This is a genomic window from Hymenobacter sp. (assembly GCF_035709525.1).
GTDB lineage: Bacteria > Bacteroidota > Bacteroidia > Cytophagales > Hymenobacteraceae > Hymenobacter.
Map to the genome: position 1 here is coordinate 54,246 of NZ_DASTEP010000213.1, position 13,325 is coordinate 67,570.

At 62.3% G+C, this 13,325-nt stretch carries 15 protein-coding genes; 7 read left to right on the plus strand and 8 right to left on the minus strand.

What is annotated here, in order from left to right:
• The first annotated feature begins 4 nt into the window (after positions 1–4).
• The 3 genes from VFO93_RS18790 (at position 5) to VFO93_RS18800 (ending at position 2,573) form a co-directional block, all read left to right on the plus strand.
• Positions 5–1,042 (plus strand): ABC transporter permease, encoded by a 1,038-nt coding sequence (locus tag VFO93_RS18790; RefSeq protein ID WP_325135927.1) that lies wholly within the window; start codon positions 5–7, stop codon positions 1,040–1,042.
• Positions 1,039–2,013, plus strand: a complete 975-nt coding sequence (locus VFO93_RS18795; RefSeq protein ID WP_325135928.1) for an ABC transporter permease subunit — start codon at positions 1,039–1,041, stop codon at positions 2,011–2,013. Before VFO93_RS18790 ends, VFO93_RS18795 begins: the two co-directional genes overlap by 4 nt.
• Positions 2,014–2,369: 356 nt before the next feature.
• Positions 2,370–2,573 (plus strand): hypothetical protein, encoded by a 204-nt coding sequence (locus VFO93_RS18800; protein WP_325135929.1) that lies wholly within the window; start codon positions 2,370–2,372, stop codon positions 2,571–2,573.
• Between the two features lie 181 nt (positions 2,574–2,754).
• On the opposite strand, the gene VFO93_RS18805 is transcribed toward VFO93_RS18800, so the two are convergent.
• From VFO93_RS18805 to VFO93_RS18835, 7 genes are all read right to left on the minus strand, one after another.
• On the minus strand, positions 2,755–3,657 hold the full coding sequence (locus tag VFO93_RS18805) for an NAD(P)-dependent oxidoreductase (protein WP_325135930.1): 903 nt from the start codon (positions 3,655–3,657) through the stop codon (positions 2,755–2,757).
• Between the two features lie 72 nt (positions 3,658–3,729).
• Positions 3,730–4,368 (minus strand): peptidylprolyl isomerase, encoded by a 639-nt coding sequence (locus VFO93_RS18810; RefSeq protein WP_325135931.1) that lies wholly within the window; start codon positions 4,366–4,368, stop codon positions 3,730–3,732.
• A 55-nt stretch (positions 4,369–4,423) separates the two neighbouring features.
• Positions 4,424–5,359, minus strand: a complete 936-nt coding sequence (gene hemC / locus VFO93_RS18815; protein ID WP_325135932.1) for a hydroxymethylbilane synthase — start codon at positions 5,357–5,359, stop codon at positions 4,424–4,426.
• Between the two features lie 79 nt (positions 5,360–5,438).
• On the minus strand, positions 5,439–6,377 hold the full coding sequence (locus VFO93_RS18820) for a DUF2279 domain-containing protein (RefSeq protein ID WP_325135933.1): 939 nt from the start codon (positions 6,375–6,377) through the stop codon (positions 5,439–5,441).
• Between the two features lie 46 nt (positions 6,378–6,423).
• Positions 6,424–7,557, minus strand: a complete 1,134-nt coding sequence (locus VFO93_RS18825) for a DNA polymerase III subunit delta (RefSeq protein ID WP_325135934.1) — start codon at positions 7,555–7,557, stop codon at positions 6,424–6,426.
• Entirely contained in the window at positions 7,558–8,766 is a 1,209-nt protein-coding gene (locus tag VFO93_RS18830; protein ID WP_325135935.1) for a GlmU family protein, read from the minus strand.
• A gap of 174 nt (positions 8,767–8,940) precedes the next feature.
• Positions 8,941–9,210, minus strand: a complete 270-nt coding sequence (locus tag VFO93_RS18835) for a type B 50S ribosomal protein L31 (RefSeq protein ID WP_173115833.1) — start codon at positions 9,208–9,210, stop codon at positions 8,941–8,943.
• A 207-nt stretch (positions 9,211–9,417) separates the two neighbouring features.
• Between VFO93_RS18835 and VFO93_RS18840 the strand changes: the two genes are divergently transcribed.
• The gene (locus VFO93_RS18840) at positions 9,418–9,837 is read left to right on the plus strand and encodes a hypothetical protein (RefSeq protein WP_325135936.1); all 420 of its coding nucleotides are present in this window, start codon (positions 9,418–9,420) and stop codon (positions 9,835–9,837) included.
• A gap of 127 nt (positions 9,838–9,964) precedes the next feature.
• Complete coding sequence (gene rdgB / locus VFO93_RS18845; RefSeq protein ID WP_325135937.1) at positions 9,965–10,549, plus strand: RdgB/HAM1 family non-canonical purine NTP pyrophosphatase; 585 nt, start codon at positions 9,965–9,967, stop codon at positions 10,547–10,549.
• A 155-nt stretch (positions 10,550–10,704) separates the two neighbouring features.
• Here the strand turns inward: rdgB and VFO93_RS18850 are convergent, their stop codons facing one another.
• Positions 10,705–11,847 carry a TlpA disulfide reductase family protein gene (locus VFO93_RS18850; RefSeq protein ID WP_325135938.1) on the minus strand — a complete coding sequence of 381 codons (1,143 nt, stop codon included), beginning with the start codon at positions 11,845–11,847 and terminating at the stop codon, positions 10,705–10,707.
• 100 nt (positions 11,848–11,947) lie between these two features.
• On the opposite strand from VFO93_RS18850, the gene VFO93_RS18855 reads away from it, so the two are divergent.
• Together VFO93_RS18855 and VFO93_RS18860 are read left to right on the plus strand one after the other, a co-directional pair.
• Complete coding sequence (locus VFO93_RS18855) at positions 11,948–12,574, plus strand: uridine-cytidine kinase (protein WP_325135939.1); 627 nt, start codon at positions 11,948–11,950, stop codon at positions 12,572–12,574.
• A 128-nt stretch (positions 12,575–12,702) separates the two neighbouring features.
• Entirely contained in the window at positions 12,703–13,170 is a 468-nt protein-coding gene (locus VFO93_RS18860; protein ID WP_325135940.1) for a DUF4268 domain-containing protein, read from the plus strand.
• The last annotated feature ends 155 nt before the right edge of the window (positions 13,171–13,325 follow it).

A 13,325-nucleotide genomic window follows, 5' to 3' on the forward strand; every position in this document is an offset into this window, starting at 1 on the left:
TGCTATGAAACGCTGGCTGCTGCTACAGCTCGGCCGGGCTGGCCTGGCCGCCTGGGCTACGGCCTCGCTGGTTTTTGTATTGAGCCGGCTGCTGGCCACCGGCGTCGAAGAAGCTATGCTGGGCGAAGCCACCGACTTGCAGGGGCATTTTAGCGCCACCAGCACGGTGGCCCGGCAGGCACTGCGGCAGCGCCTGGGGCTCGAGGAGCCGGTTTTTTACGTCACGCGCAGCCGCGCTACAGCGGCCTGGCACTGGCACGGCCCGCACAACCAGTACCACCGCTGGCTGCGTGGGCTTTTGCACGGCCAGCTTGGCTGGTCGTATCGCGACGGCCAGCCCATCGGCCCCAAGCTGCGCGCGGCGCTGGCCTATACGCTGCCGCTGGCAGTAGTGTCGGCCGCGGCGGCGCTGCTGGCCGCCCTGGCGCTGGGGCTGGCGCTGGCGGGTGGGCCAGCTACCGGCTGGCGGGCGGGCTTGCACCTGGTGCTGACCAGCTTGCAGGGCCTGCCGATTTTTGCGCTGGCAATCGGGCTGCTGTTTCTTTTTGCTAACCCCAGCGGCCTCAATATCTTACCAGCCATCTCGTCGGCCGATGGCCTCAGCGAGCCGATGCCCGGGGAAATGGCCCTCCAGCTCGTGCTGCCCGCGCTGACGCTGGTGCTGGCTACGCTGCCCGAGCTGACGTTGCCGCTCGCCGCCGCCCTGCGCCACGAGTTGCGGGCGCTCTACATCACCACGGCCCGCGCCAAGGGCGTGCCCGCCGCTGCCGTGCTGCGCCGCCACGCCTTGCCCAATGCGCTGCTGCCGCTGCTCACGGCCTTTGCGGGCTTGCTGCCCACGCTGCTGGCGGGCACCGTGCTGGTCGAAACGGTTTTTGCGGTGCCGGGGGTGGGCCGCCTGCTGGCCGGGGCCACCGCCACCCACGACTACCCCGTGGTGGTGGCGGGCGTGCTGCTCACGGCCGGGGGGCGCCTGCTGGGCCTGGCCCTGGCCGACGGGCTTTATGCCTGGGCCGACCCGCGTATTCGCCTGGCCTCATGAGCTTACCGCGCATTTCTCGCTTTGCGGAATGGCCATGGCTGGCGGCTGGCTGGCTGGCGCTGCTGGCGGCGGCGGGCCTGCTGGCCCCGGTGCTGCCATTGCCATTTGCGCCCGGCGTGCCCGACCTGCTGCACGTGGCCGAGCCACCCAGCTGGTCGGCGCACTGGCTGGGCACCGACTTGCTGGGGCGCGATGTTGCCACCGAAGTGCTCTTCGGAGCCCGGCAGGTAGTGATGCTGAGCTTGCCCGCCGCCGTGCTGGCGGCGCTGGCCGGCGCGCTGGCCGGCGGTAGTGCGGGCTACTGGGGCAACCGGGGCTGCCGGCTGCCCCTGTCGGCCGGGCTGCTGGGGGTGGCTTTTGCCTGGTGGCTAGGCGCGCTGCCGGGCGGCAGGGCCTTCGCCGGGCTGCTGCTGGGGGTGGCTGCGCTGGCCTGGCGGCTGGGGCCGCGCTGGCCGTGGCTGGGCCGCCTGGCTTGGCCCCTCCCCCTCGATAGTCTGTTGCAAGGGGCTATTACCCTGCTAGGGGCAGTGCCCCGGCTGCTACTGGTGCTGGTGCTGGCCGCTGGCCCCGCACTTTCGGCGAGCCAGCTGCTGCTGCTGCTGGCCGCCGTGACCTGGCCCGAGCCCGCCCGGCAGGTGCGCGCCCACATGCTGCAAGTGCGCGCCCTGCCTTTTGTGGAGGCTGCCCGGGCGGCAGGCCTCTCGCCCGCGCGCGTGTGGCTGCGCCATGCCCTGCCCCACGCCTGCCGCCCACTGCGCGCTACGGTGCCGCTTAGCGTGGCCGGATTGGTGGGGCTAGAAACCACCCTGGCCTTTTTGGGGGTAGGGCGCCCCCCCGATATTTCTAGCTGGGGCCAGCTACTCGGCATGCTGCGCCAGGAGCCCGGCGCGTGGTGGCTACTGGCCGCCGCCGGCGGCGGCCTGCTGCTCACACTGCTGGCATTGCAGCGGCTGGCCCGTAGTGGGCGCTGATTTTGCGACTTTTTTTCAAGAAAAAAGCCTGCAAAAAGCGCGTTTTTTGGCTGTTCAAATGTCTCGTTTTCGCACTTTTTTTGCAAAAAAACCAACAGTTTCAAATTACAGCTATTTATTTATTTCGCTTACTATCAAGCATTTAATTCATAAAAATAGCTAGTGACCAGCTTATTTTTTTCAATTATGCGGGGTTTTTTAGGCCTTTCAACCCACAAACATCCATAATCTGCAATGTCTGAAAAAAGGCCGGTTTGTCCTTTTGAGGGCCTGAAGGCCTCTCTAAAATTGTAACAGAATCAGGAACTGAGTTGCTGACCAAGGCAGTCCACTCGCTCCTCCCGTTACCATTTGCCATGAGTACTACCTATTGTTTCAACCAAGCCATCTCGCCGGCCGGCGCCTTAGCTGAGGACTTTTCTTATCTCTCGGCCGAGCGCGACTTCATAACTCCCGATGGGCGGCTGGTACCCCGCGCCTTGGGTGAGGCTGGCTTGCGCCAGCGCACGGCCTTGCTGGTTGGTGGCTTGTTGGTGGGCTTTTGGCCCACCCAACCATAGTAGTTCAGTAGTTTATCACTAGCAAGCTTCGCTTTTGAGCCAGCTTGCTCATACGTTTCGAAGTATTCAACGTCCAGTATTCGAGTCCATTTATTAAAAAGCGGAAGGTTTATAGCTGAAAAACCCGTTGGTTCTGCCAACGGGTTTTTTTACGCACCTACCAGCCTGACAATTGGCGCATTCAGCCCATCTGGTGCGCCAGCAAAGCTATGCCTTCCCTGAACGAGCGCGGCTGGTAGCCCAGCTCCCGCTCGGCTTTCTCGATAATAAACCCTGTGCGCAGCGGCCGCCGCCCCGGCTGCGTAAACGTGGTGCTATCCACGGGCTCTAGCAAGGCTTTATCGAGCCCGAAAAAATCGGCTACCTGCTCGGCCATTCCGAAGGGGGTCAATAGCTCGTAGCCACTGATATGGTAAATACCCTGGGCCGACTGCCGCGCCAGCAGCCAGCAGCCTTCGGCCAGGTCTTCGGCCAGGGTGGGCGTGCGCCACTGGTCGGTTACTATCTTTATTTTCTGGCCTTTGCGCAGCGAGTCGCGCACCCACAGCACGATATTGCTGCGGCCGCCGCCGTGCAGGGTGCCGTACACCAGCACAGTGCGGGCTATGGCCCAGCGCAAGCCCGGCGTAGCCTGCACCACGCGCTCGGCCGCCAGCTTGCTGGCCCCGTAGTGGCTGAGGGGGTCGGGCGCGGCATCCTCGGCCAGCGGGCCTTCTTTCCCGTTGAAAATGAAGTCGGTACTAAGGTGCGTGAGGTGAATACCGAGGTCGGCGCAGGCGGCGGCCAAGTGTTCGACGGCGGTTACGTTCTGCATCCAGCAGGCATCCTGGTTTAGCTCGCAGTCGTCTACTTGGGTCATGGCGGCCGTGTGGATAACGTGCGTGGGCTGCTGCTGGGCCAGCACCTGCCACACGCGGGCGGCGTCGGTCACGTCGAGCGGCACAAAATGCAGGTCTGGATACAGGTCAGCCAGGCGGTTGGTGCCGCGGGCGGTGGCTACCAGCGCTACCTCGGGGTGCTGGTGCAGCAGTCCCACCAGCTTTTGGCCGAGCAGCCCGTTGGAGCCGGTGAGCAGAATTTTCATATTGGAACGCGCTGAAGCCAGGCGGCCCGCCGCACTACCCGTTTGGGGGCTTCGGCGGGCTGCCTGCGGTGCTTAATACTTGTAGCCGTAAAGCTGGGTAATTTTCTTTTTCTTGAGCTTTTCCACCTTCATCGTCATCTTGAGGTCGGTGAGGGGACGGTCGCGGGCGTCTTTGGGCAGGGCGGCAATTTTATCGATTACCTCTTGGCCCTGAATCACTTGCCCGAATACCGTATACTGCCCATCGAGGAAGTGCGTGCCCTGGTGGTTTTCGACTAAATAAAACTGGCTGCCGTTGCTGGCGCGCTGCGGGTTGGCAAAGTCGCCCTGGCGGGCGGCGGCCAGCGCGCCGTAGTCGTGCTTGTGGCCGGCGGCCAGCTCGGCCGGAATGGTGGGCTCGTTGGGTTGGCCCTGGCCGTCGTTGCTGGGGTCGGCGTCTTTGGAATTGGCATCGCCGCCCTGCACCATAAACTGCGGAATGACGCGGTGAAAGGTCGTGCCGTTGTAGAAGCCATCCTTAGCTTTCTTCAGGAAATTCTCCCGGTGCAAAGGCGTGTCGGTGAATAGAATAAGTCGGATGTCGCCCAGGTTGGTGCTGATGGTTACGACCTCGTCCTTCTTGCTTTTCAGAGGTTTTTTAGCGGCCCAGCCAGTCAGGCTTAGCAAGAGCAAACTACCTACTAGTGAGCGACGAAACAGGCGAATAATCATGGAAAAGAAAGCTAAGTGCAGGCAACGCGCAAAAATACACCGGCCGCCAAAAGCGCTACAACTCGCCCCGCTGCTCGCGGATGCTGGCCAGAATGGCCTCGCCGCCGTGGCTCAGCACGCGCTCGGCCAGGGCCAGGCCGAGGCCCTCGGCCTGCGCGGCGGGCGCGGTTTGGGCGAAGTCCACGTATTCCTCGCCGCTCAAACTCACGATGCCGGCGTGCAAGTGAATATCGCCGGCTTCGGTGAGCGTGGCCAACGCAAACGATGGGATGCTACACCCGCCTTCCATGCGCCGCAAAAAGGCCCGCTCGGCCAGCAGGCAGCGGTGCGTGGGGGCGTGGTCAAGCGCCTGCTTTATCTTGATTTTCAGCTCTTCATTCAGAAAGCGCGAGCTTTCGACCGCGATGCTGCCCTGGCCCACGGGCGGCACAAACTGGCCGGTGGGCAGGTAGTGCCGGATGAGGTTGTCGTAGCCCATGCGGTGCACGCCGGCGTAGGCCAGCACCAGTGCATCGTACTGGCCCTCTTCGAGTTTGCGCAGGCGCGTCTGGAGGTTGCCGCGCGCCTCGGCGGTAGTGGCCTCGGGATAAAAGCGGCGCAGCAGCGCCTTGCGGCGGGTGCTGCTGGTGCCCAGCACAATGCCGGGCCGGGCGATATCAAAATCTTCCTTGAAACTGACTACCACGTCGTTGACTTGCTCGCGCTCCAGAAAGGCCAGCAGTTCCAGGTCGGGCGGGATGGTACTTTGCACGTCTTTAGCCGAATGGATGGCTAGGTGCGTATCGCCGCGGCGCAGGCTTTCTTCGAGCTCTTCGGTGAAGACGCCCTTGGCGCCGATTTTGGCCAGCGAGCGGTCGAGCACCTGGTCGCCCACGGTTTGCATGTGCACTACTTCGGTGGGCAGGCCAGCTTGATTGAGCAGGGTGGCTACGTGCTCGGTTTGCCACAGGGCGAGGCGCGAGGCGCGGGTGGCGAGGCGGATGGGGTTCATGTTTCTGGTTTCTGGTTTCTAGTTTCTGGTTGAAAACTGACAACTAGAAACTAGAAACCAGAAACCAGAAACCAACAACTCAATCTTTAGGCAACAACAATGAATGCACCCGCAGCCCATGCACTGGATTATACTCCAGCGAGGGCGCGGGAATTTTAAAAAACTGCCCGGCGCTGACGAGCGGCTGCCCGCCCCAGCCGCGCACGCCCGGCAGGCGGGCCAGCGACACATCGGGCGAGAGGTAAAACTGCCGGTAGCGCCGGAATTTCACTTCTTTGCCGTTGGCGTCGAAGTAGGGCGGGTTGGCGTGGCCACCGGTCATGCCGCTGGCGCTGTAGCCTAGGTCGAGGTTGAGCCAGCGCGGAAACGACGGCCCCACTGGCAGCACGGAAGCTACGTTGAACGACAGCCAGTACTGCTGACCATTGTAATCCTTCAGCATCTGGTTGCCAGTGGTTTTACCCAGCAGGTTGGGGCGGTAAGCTGGGTAGATGCTTTGCCGCCAGCCGTAGCGCAGGCTCGCCTTTTGCTCGCCAAAGCCATACTGCTGCCCCATAAACAAGGCCACGCCGGTGAGGTTGGCGGCCATGTCGCCTTTCGAGAAGCCCCAGCCTTCGGAGCGCCCGTCAAATACCTCAATGGTAGACTGGTAGAGCAGCGCGATGAGGCCGCCCGTGAGCACCGAGGCCCGCTCATTAACCCCGCTCCAGCGAAGGAGCTCGTACTCGCCCCGGCTGATGGCGTAGGCGGTGGTAGCGTGGCCCACCTTGTCCATTTGCAGCCACTCGCCGTTATCGTCGAAGCTGTGGAAGGGCACGCGCTTGGTGTACCAGGTTTTACCTAAGAAGTAGGTAGTGAGCGCATAAACCACCGCCGTGCCGGCCACCACCCCAATAAAGCGCCCCTGGTGGATGCCGGTATCGGTGGGCGGCACAGGGCCGGGCGGGCCGGCTACCTGCGCCCGCACCGGCCCCTGGCAGAGGCTGGCGAGGAGTAAAAGGCATGTAAGGCGGCGCATATGGCAAAGGTCGGGCATGTATCGCAAGCTAAAGCTTGCGGTACACTCAGGCGCGGCGCAGCTGCTGGCCCAGGCGCAGCGAGGCATCCACGAACACCATGCGCGGGTTGGCATTGCGCTCGATGTGGTAGTGGGCCGTGTTCAGCTCCTCGGTAAGTTGGTCGGCGTTGCGCGGCGTCACGAACTTACTGAAGCCCTGCACAAACTGCTGCTCGCCGCTGGGCAGGTGCGGCACCAACTGCGGGTCGAGGCCAAAAAGCAGCACCTTGCGCAGCAAACCCAGCGAGAAGCTGAGCTGCTCCTTCTGGTTTTCGCGGCCCATTTTCTGAAACTCATCGGCCAGGGCCATCACGTCTACCATCTTGGCCGAAAAGCACTTGCGCATCCACCGGATAAAAAACTCGGCGTAGTTGTGGTCGGCGCTTTGGTCGCGGCTGGCAATGGCGGCCCCCAGGTTGCCTTCGGCGAGCTGGGCTACCTGGCGGGCTTTGGCCTCGGGCACGTGGTAGTGCGCCGTGAGGTAGGCCGTGATGTCGTCTTCCGAAAACGGGCGCACCGCCACCGGCTGCACCCGGCTCAGGATGGTGGGCAGCAGCCGCTCGGGCTCGTGGCTGACCAGCAAAAAGATGGTAGCGGGCGGCGGCTCCTCCAGCAGCTTGAGCACGGCGTTGGCGGCGGCCGGGTGCATTAGCTCAGGCAGCCAGAGGATGACAATTTTAAATTTTGCCTCGAACGCCTTGAGCGACACCAGCTTGAGCAGCGCACCGGCTTCATCTTTGGAGATGCTGCCCTGCTTGTTTTCGGCCCCGATGTGCTGCATCCAGTCATTGAAACCCTGGAAAGGGCTTTCGGCCAGAAACGTGCGCCACTCGCCCATGAACTTGCCGCTCGTGGCGTCTTTGGGCACCGCTTTGGTAGTCGTGGTAGGCAGGATAAAATTGAGGTCGGGGTGCGCCAGCTTGCTCATTTTCAGGCAGGCCGGGCAGTGGCCGCAGCTGTCGGGCGCGTCGTCGGTGCGGACCTCGCAGTTGAGGTACTGCGCGTAGGCCAGGGCCAGCGGCAGCGCCGCCGAGCCTTCGGCCCCGCGAAACAGCTGGGCGTGTGCCACATGCCCGCGCTGCACCGATTGGCGCAGCACGTCCTTGAGGGCAAGCTGGTTGGGAATATCGGCGAAGGTCATTTACTTAGCTTTCTCCCAAATTCTATCGCCCTCCGTCTGCCCAAACACCTCTTTAATAAGGTCTTCCTCCATCGCGTCATACGCCAGTCCGCGGCGGCCCATCACGCGCTCGGCCACCTCGGCAAACTTGTCGAGCTTGAAAGTATCGAAGCCCGAGGCCCCGCCCCAGCTAAACGACGGGATGAAGGTGCGCGGAAAGCCCGCCCCGAAGATGTTGGCCCCCACGCCCACCACCGTGCCAGTGTTGAACATGGTGTTAATGCCGGCCTTGGCGTGGTCGCCCATAATCAGTCCGCAGAAGGTTTGGCCGGTAGTCACGAAGCGGTGGGCGGCGTGGCTCCACACCTTCACGGGGGCGTAGTTGTTTTTGAGGTTGCTCGTGTTGGTATCGGCCCCGAGGTTGCACCACTCGCCGATTACCGAGTTGCCGAGGTAGCCTTCGTGGCCTTTATTGCTGTAGCCCAGCAAGATGCTATTGCCAACCTCGCCGCCTACTTTGCAAAATGGGCCGATGGTATTGTCGCCGCGCAGCTTGGCCCCCATGTTCACGTGGCTGCCCTCACACAGTGCCAGTGGGCCTTTAATGATGGCCCCTTCGTGCACCTGCGAGTCTTTGCCCAGGTAGATGGGACCGCTTTCGGCGTTGAGAATAGCGGCACGGATTGTAACGCCTTCCTCAATAAAAATATTCTCCGGCGCGTACACGATGGTGTGGGCATCGCCTACCGGCCGCGAGGTGCGCCCGGCAGTAAGCAAGGCAAAATCGCGGCGAATCTCCGCCCCATTGCGCAGAAACAAGTGCCAGGGCCGGCTGATAACCGTCACGGGCTCGGCCGCTTGCACCTGCTCGCACAGGCCGTCCTGAATGAGCTCGGCTACCAGGCTGGCATCGGCGAGGTGGGCGGCTACCAGCACCTCATCGCAGTAGAGGCCCTGGCCGGGCGCGAGGGCCTGCACCTGATGCACCAGCAGGTCGTCGGGGCACACGGCCCCGTTGATGACCAGCGCCGGGCCACTCACCTCGCCGGCCGGAAACTTGGCTTGCAGGTAGGGCTGGGTGAGGTAGCCCACGGTGGGCGCGCCCAGGCGGCGCTGCCATTTTTCGGCCAGCGTGAGAATGCCGCAGCGCAGCGCCGCCACTGGCCGCGTGAAGGTGAGCGGCAGCAGGTGCGGCCGGATGGCCGGGTCGTCGAAAAGCAGAACGTGCATGTTTTTTTTAGCTGTTAGCTATTGGCCGCTGGCTGTTAGCTAACTAAAATTTCTTTCCCGAAATTACGACCCATCGGCCGGGCCGGGCACAAAAAAACTCCTTTCGGCGGACCCGAAAGGAGTTTTTAGGAGCTAATGGCTAGCAGCCAATAGCTAACAGCCTACGCAAAAAAACTATTCTTTGCCAGCGCTGCTCTGCGCCTTGTTGGCGTAGCGCGAGCGGAATTTCTCCACGCGGCCGGCCGTGTCGATGAACATGTTTTTGCCGGTGTAGAAGGGGTGCGAAGCGCTGCTTACTTCGATTTTAATCACCGGGTAGGTGTTGCCGTCTTCCCACTGAATCGTCTCGGCCGAGGTCATCGTGGAGCGGGTGATAAACTTGAAGTCCGACGAGGTGTCCTGGAAAACTACCTGGCGGTACTCGGGGTGCGTGTCCTTTTTCATTATCGGGAGGGCTTTTTACCTATTAAACCCTGCCGATTTTGCGGAAGGGACTGCAAAAGTACGCATTAGCTGCCGAAAAATCAACGCCCGCCCACACATAGCAATCAAGCACTTGACGCGGGACTTGGCTTTTATTTATATTTTCTTGGTAGGCGCAGGCTTTCGCCTATATTTGGTTATCGACTGCCCCAGTGGCCGGTTCTGTCTGTGCAACAACTCTACGTACTACGCAGGTTTTCGAGCTGGAGCTTCCGGCTGAGCGTTGGCGTGGCGCTGCTGGTGAGCAGCGCCGGGCTGGCGGCCAGCCTGCTGGTAGGCGCGGCCCTCGACCATTCGGGCGCGGCGGCAGTAAGCTGGCAGCCTACCGGCCGGGCGGCGCAGCCAGCCAGCGATTTAGCTTTTGCGCCCATTGCGGGCGAGCTTGCACTGCCCGCGTCGCTCCGCAACCTGGTGCCAGCTTACGCCTTCGCCAAAAGCCCGACAGTAGCTACCCTGGTGCCAATGGGGGCCAACGGGCCGTTTCACGTGCAGCCGGCCGCCGCCGCAGTCGCGCCGCCGCCCGCAGTGGGCTCGCTCAAGAGCACGGCGCAGCACTTGTGGCTTACCTTCAAGCAGGCTTTTCGGTAGGCAACGAGGTGGCTTTGGTGGCTGCCAACAATTAATTTTTCGTTACCACTCCGCATTTTTGTTTTTGCCACCGCGCCGGGCCGCGCGGCTTTTTCGTTTCTGCCCCCTACCCTCCTTGCCTTCTACGATGCGCCTCTGTTTTGCTTCCAACAATGCCCACAAGCTCGACGAAATCAAGCGGCTGCTGCCCACCGCCGTGCAGCTGCTGAGTTTGGCCGACATAGGCTGCCACGAGGAGCTGCCCGAAACGCAGCCCACGCTCGAAGGCAACGCCCGCCAAAAGGCGCAATATGTATTTGATAATTACGGCGTCAGCTGCTTTGCCGACGACACAGGCCTCGAAGTAGACGCCCTGGGCGGCGCGCCCGGCGTGTACTCGGCCCGCTACGCCGGCCCCCAGCGCGAGTCGGCCGACAACGTGGCCAAGCTGCTGCACGAGCTGGCCACCCAGCCCGACCGCCGGGCGCGCTTCCGCACCGTTGTTGCGCTGGTGCTGCCCAGTGGTGAGGTGCGCGAGTTTAGCGGTGAGGTGGGCGGCACCATCGCCGGGCAGCCGGTGGGCAGCCGGGGCTTCGGCTACGACCCGGTTTTTGTGCCCACCGAGGGCGACGGCCGCACCTTCGCCGAAATGACGCTGGACGAGAAAAACCTGCTCAGCCACCGGGCGCGGGCCGTGGAGGGGCTGGTTGGCTTTTTGACTACGCTGGCATAAATAAAGAAGGCCCGGCTATCAGCCGGGCCTTCTTTATTTGCGAAAAAGCCGCTTGTTATTGCTTCGCTACGCTCGCAATGACAAGCACTACCCGGCGAACGTCCTCAACAGGTGCGATTGCTTCGCTACGCTCGCAATGACAGGTGCTTTCTACTCTACTTCGCCTGGCCCAGCAGCTGGCCCAGGGTTTCTTGCAGCTTCTCGCCACGCAGGTTGGTAGCCACGATTTTACCGCTCGGGTCGATAAGGAAATTTTGCGGGATGGCCTGCACGCCGTAGTCTTTGGCGGCGGCGTTTTGCCAGTATTTCAGGTCCGACACCTGGTTCCAGGCCAGGCCGTCTTTTTCGATGGCTTTCAGCCAGGCTTCGCGGCCGGTGTCTTTGTCGAGCGACACGCCCAGGATAGTGAAGCCCTTGTCTTTGAACTTGTTATAAGCCGCTACCACATTGGGGTTTTCGCGGCGGCAGGGGCCGCACCAGCTCGCCCAAAAGTCGATTAGCACGTATTTGCCGCGCAGCGACGAGAGCGTGAGCGGCTGGCCGTCGGGCATGTTCTGCGTGAAGTCGGGTGCGGTAGCGCCCACGGCCACGCGCTCCAATTGCTTGATTTTATCGGCGATACGCACGCCCTGCGGCATGGCCCGCAGGCGCGGCGAAAGCTGGGCAAAGCGGGTGGCGTAGTCCTTGGCCTCGGGCGCGTAGCCCACGGCCTGCGGCAGCACAAAGAGGCTGAAGCGGTCGTCGGGGTGGGCCGTGACGTAGGCGTACTGCATCTCGCGCTGGGCGTCCTCGTTGGCGTCGGCGCGGGCCTCGATTTGGGCCAGCTCAGGGGCGGGCATCTGGGCGGCGCGGCCGGCCATGTACTGCTTCAAGAGGGCATCGTACTGGGTGCGCAGGGGCTTAAGCTGGGCTTTGAGCTGGGCGGCCGAAGCATTCAGGGGTGTGCCCGTAATGGTAGCCTTGCTGGCCGAGTCGGGGGTAGTTATTTTAATCGTGCCTTGCTCCAGGTACACCGTGGTGCCGTCCTGCGATTTGGCCAGCGGCGCGCCTTTGTGGCTGAGGATGAGCGTAGCGGCCACCGGCGCGGCCAACGCACCCTTGAAGGCGAACGCGCCTTTCAGCACCGCCGCCGAGTCGACTACCCGCCGCTCATCGAGGGTGTAGCGCAGGTAGGCCTTGGTGGCGGCGGTGGGGCTGGCCACTTTGCCGGCGACAATAAATTTTTCGGCGGCGGCCGGCGCCTGGGCCTGGCTGAGCAGCGGTAGCGCAAGAAGCGCGGCAGGAAAAAGGGTTTTCATGGGGAGCGTGCTGATTTTTCGGGCGTAAGTTACACGCGGCGGGTAGTCGATACTACTGGCAAGCTAAAGCTTACCCTACACCGTACCTTTGCCCCCCGTTATGCAACACCCTTTTCTCGTCGGTATCACGGGCGGCAGCGCGTCCGGCAAAACCACGTTTCTGCGCCGCTTGCTGGCCGCTTTTCCCGAGCGCGATGTCTGCCTCATTTCGCAGGACAACTACTACCACCCGCGCGAGCAGCAGCAGCGCGATGCCCAAGGCTTCGAGAATTTCGACCTGCCCGGCAGCATCGACTCGGCTGCCTACGCCGCCGACGTCAGCCGCCTGCGCCAGGGCCTGGAGGTGCGCCGCAAAGAGTACACCTTCAACAATCCCAACGTGGTGCCCGCCGAGCTGGTGTTCCGGCCCGCGCCCATCGTGGTGGTCGAAGGCATCTTCGTTTTCTACTTCGAAGAAATCGCTAAGCTGCTCGACCTCAAGGTGTATATCGATGCCCAGGAACACGTGAAGCTGCACCGCCGCATCGTGCGCGACCGCGACGAGCGCGGCTACGGCCTCGACGATGTGCTTTATCGCTACACCAACCACGTGGCCCCGACCTACGAGAAATACATCCAGCCGTTTAAGGACGACGCCGACCTCATCATCCCCAACAACCGGCATTTTGAGAACGGCCTGGCCGTGCTCACGGGCTTTCTCAAGCACAAGATAGCCGAGCAGGCGTAGTGGCACCCCGCGCACGGCCCAAGGCCACGAGCTAAGTGTTGCCCGCCGTAGCGCGAACTTTGCAGTTCGCGTTTTGCGCCGTTGGAAGCGGCAAAAAACGCGAACTACAAAGTTCGCGCTACCTATATATGTACAGCAAAGCCGAAGCTACTCAGCTCCGCCAGGCCTTCTGGACCACCTTCGGCCAATACATGGCCCCGGTGCCCTCGGCCGAGGGCTGGCCCACCAACTGGATTAACTACAAGACCGGCCTCAAGCACGTCTATTTTCGGATGCAGGCCGACAACCGCCGCGCCAGCATCGGCATCGAGCTCACGCACCCCGACGCGGGCGTGCGCGAGCTGTTTTTCGAGCAGTTCTTGGAGCTGAAAACCATGCTGCATGAAACCCTGGGCGAGCCCTGGCGGTGGGAACTGCACGCCACCGATGCCAACGGCCTGCCCCTGAGCCGCATCTACACCGAGATGCAGCCCGTCAACCTTTTCAACCGCAACGACTGGCCCACGCTCATCTCCTTTTTTAAGCCACGCCTAGTGGCACTCGATGAGTTTTGGAACGGCGCGCAGTATGCCTTTGAGGAGCTGCGCGATAGCTAGAATAGTGTTGTAAGATGTAGAGACGCATCTTTGCGTCTCGCGTCATTCGGCCAGCGGGCGGGCTGAACAACGCGAGACGCAAAGATGCGTCTCTACACTCGCCTTTACACAACCATAACAAACTGTATTTCTGCTATTTCAACAGAAAAAGCGGC

What these genes read in the sequence shown, in the direction of transcription:
- VFO93_RS18850 (WP_325135938.1), bottom strand. Translation starts at nt 11,847, where the DNA reads ATGAAAACCCTTTTTCCTGCCGCGCTTCTTGCGCTACCGCTGCTCAGC.
- VFO93_RS18860 (WP_325135940.1), top strand. Translation starts at nt 12,703, where the DNA reads ATGTACAGCAAAGCCGAAGCTACTCAGCTCCGCCAGGCCTTCTGGACC.
- hemC (WP_325135932.1), bottom strand. Translation starts at nt 5,359, where the DNA reads ATGAACCCCATCCGCCTCGCCACCCGCGCCTCGCGCCTCGCCCTGTGG.
- VFO93_RS18790 (WP_325135927.1), top strand. Translation starts at nt 5, where the DNA reads ATGAAACGCTGGCTGCTGCTACAGCTCGGCCGGGCTGGCCTGGCCGCC.
- VFO93_RS18810 (WP_325135931.1), bottom strand. Translation starts at nt 4,368, where the DNA reads ATGATTATTCGCCTGTTTCGTCGCTCACTAGTAGGTAGTTTGCTCTTG.
- VFO93_RS18830 (WP_325135935.1), bottom strand. Translation starts at nt 8,766, where the DNA reads ATGCACGTTCTGCTTTTCGACGACCCGGCCATCCGGCCGCACCTGCTG.
- VFO93_RS18835 (WP_173115833.1), bottom strand. Translation starts at nt 9,210, where the DNA reads ATGAAAAAGGACACGCACCCCGAGTACCGCCAGGTAGTTTTCCAGGAC.
- VFO93_RS18805 (WP_325135930.1), bottom strand. Translation starts at nt 3,657, where the DNA reads ATGAAAATTCTGCTCACCGGCTCCAACGGGCTGCTCGGCCAAAAGCTG.
- rdgB (WP_325135937.1), top strand. Translation starts at nt 9,965, where the DNA reads ATGCGCCTCTGTTTTGCTTCCAACAATGCCCACAAGCTCGACGAAATC.
- VFO93_RS18795 (WP_325135928.1), top strand. Translation starts at nt 1,039, where the DNA reads ATGAGCTTACCGCGCATTTCTCGCTTTGCGGAATGGCCATGGCTGGCG.
- VFO93_RS18800 (WP_325135929.1), top strand. Translation starts at nt 2,370, where the DNA reads ATGAGTACTACCTATTGTTTCAACCAAGCCATCTCGCCGGCCGGCGCC.
- VFO93_RS18825 (WP_325135934.1), bottom strand. Translation starts at nt 7,557, where the DNA reads ATGACCTTCGCCGATATTCCCAACCAGCTTGCCCTCAAGGACGTGCTG.
- VFO93_RS18855 (WP_325135939.1), top strand. Translation starts at nt 11,948, where the DNA reads ATGCAACACCCTTTTCTCGTCGGTATCACGGGCGGCAGCGCGTCCGGC.
- VFO93_RS18820 (WP_325135933.1), bottom strand. Translation starts at nt 6,377, where the DNA reads ATGCGCCGCCTTACATGCCTTTTACTCCTCGCCAGCCTCTGCCAGGGG.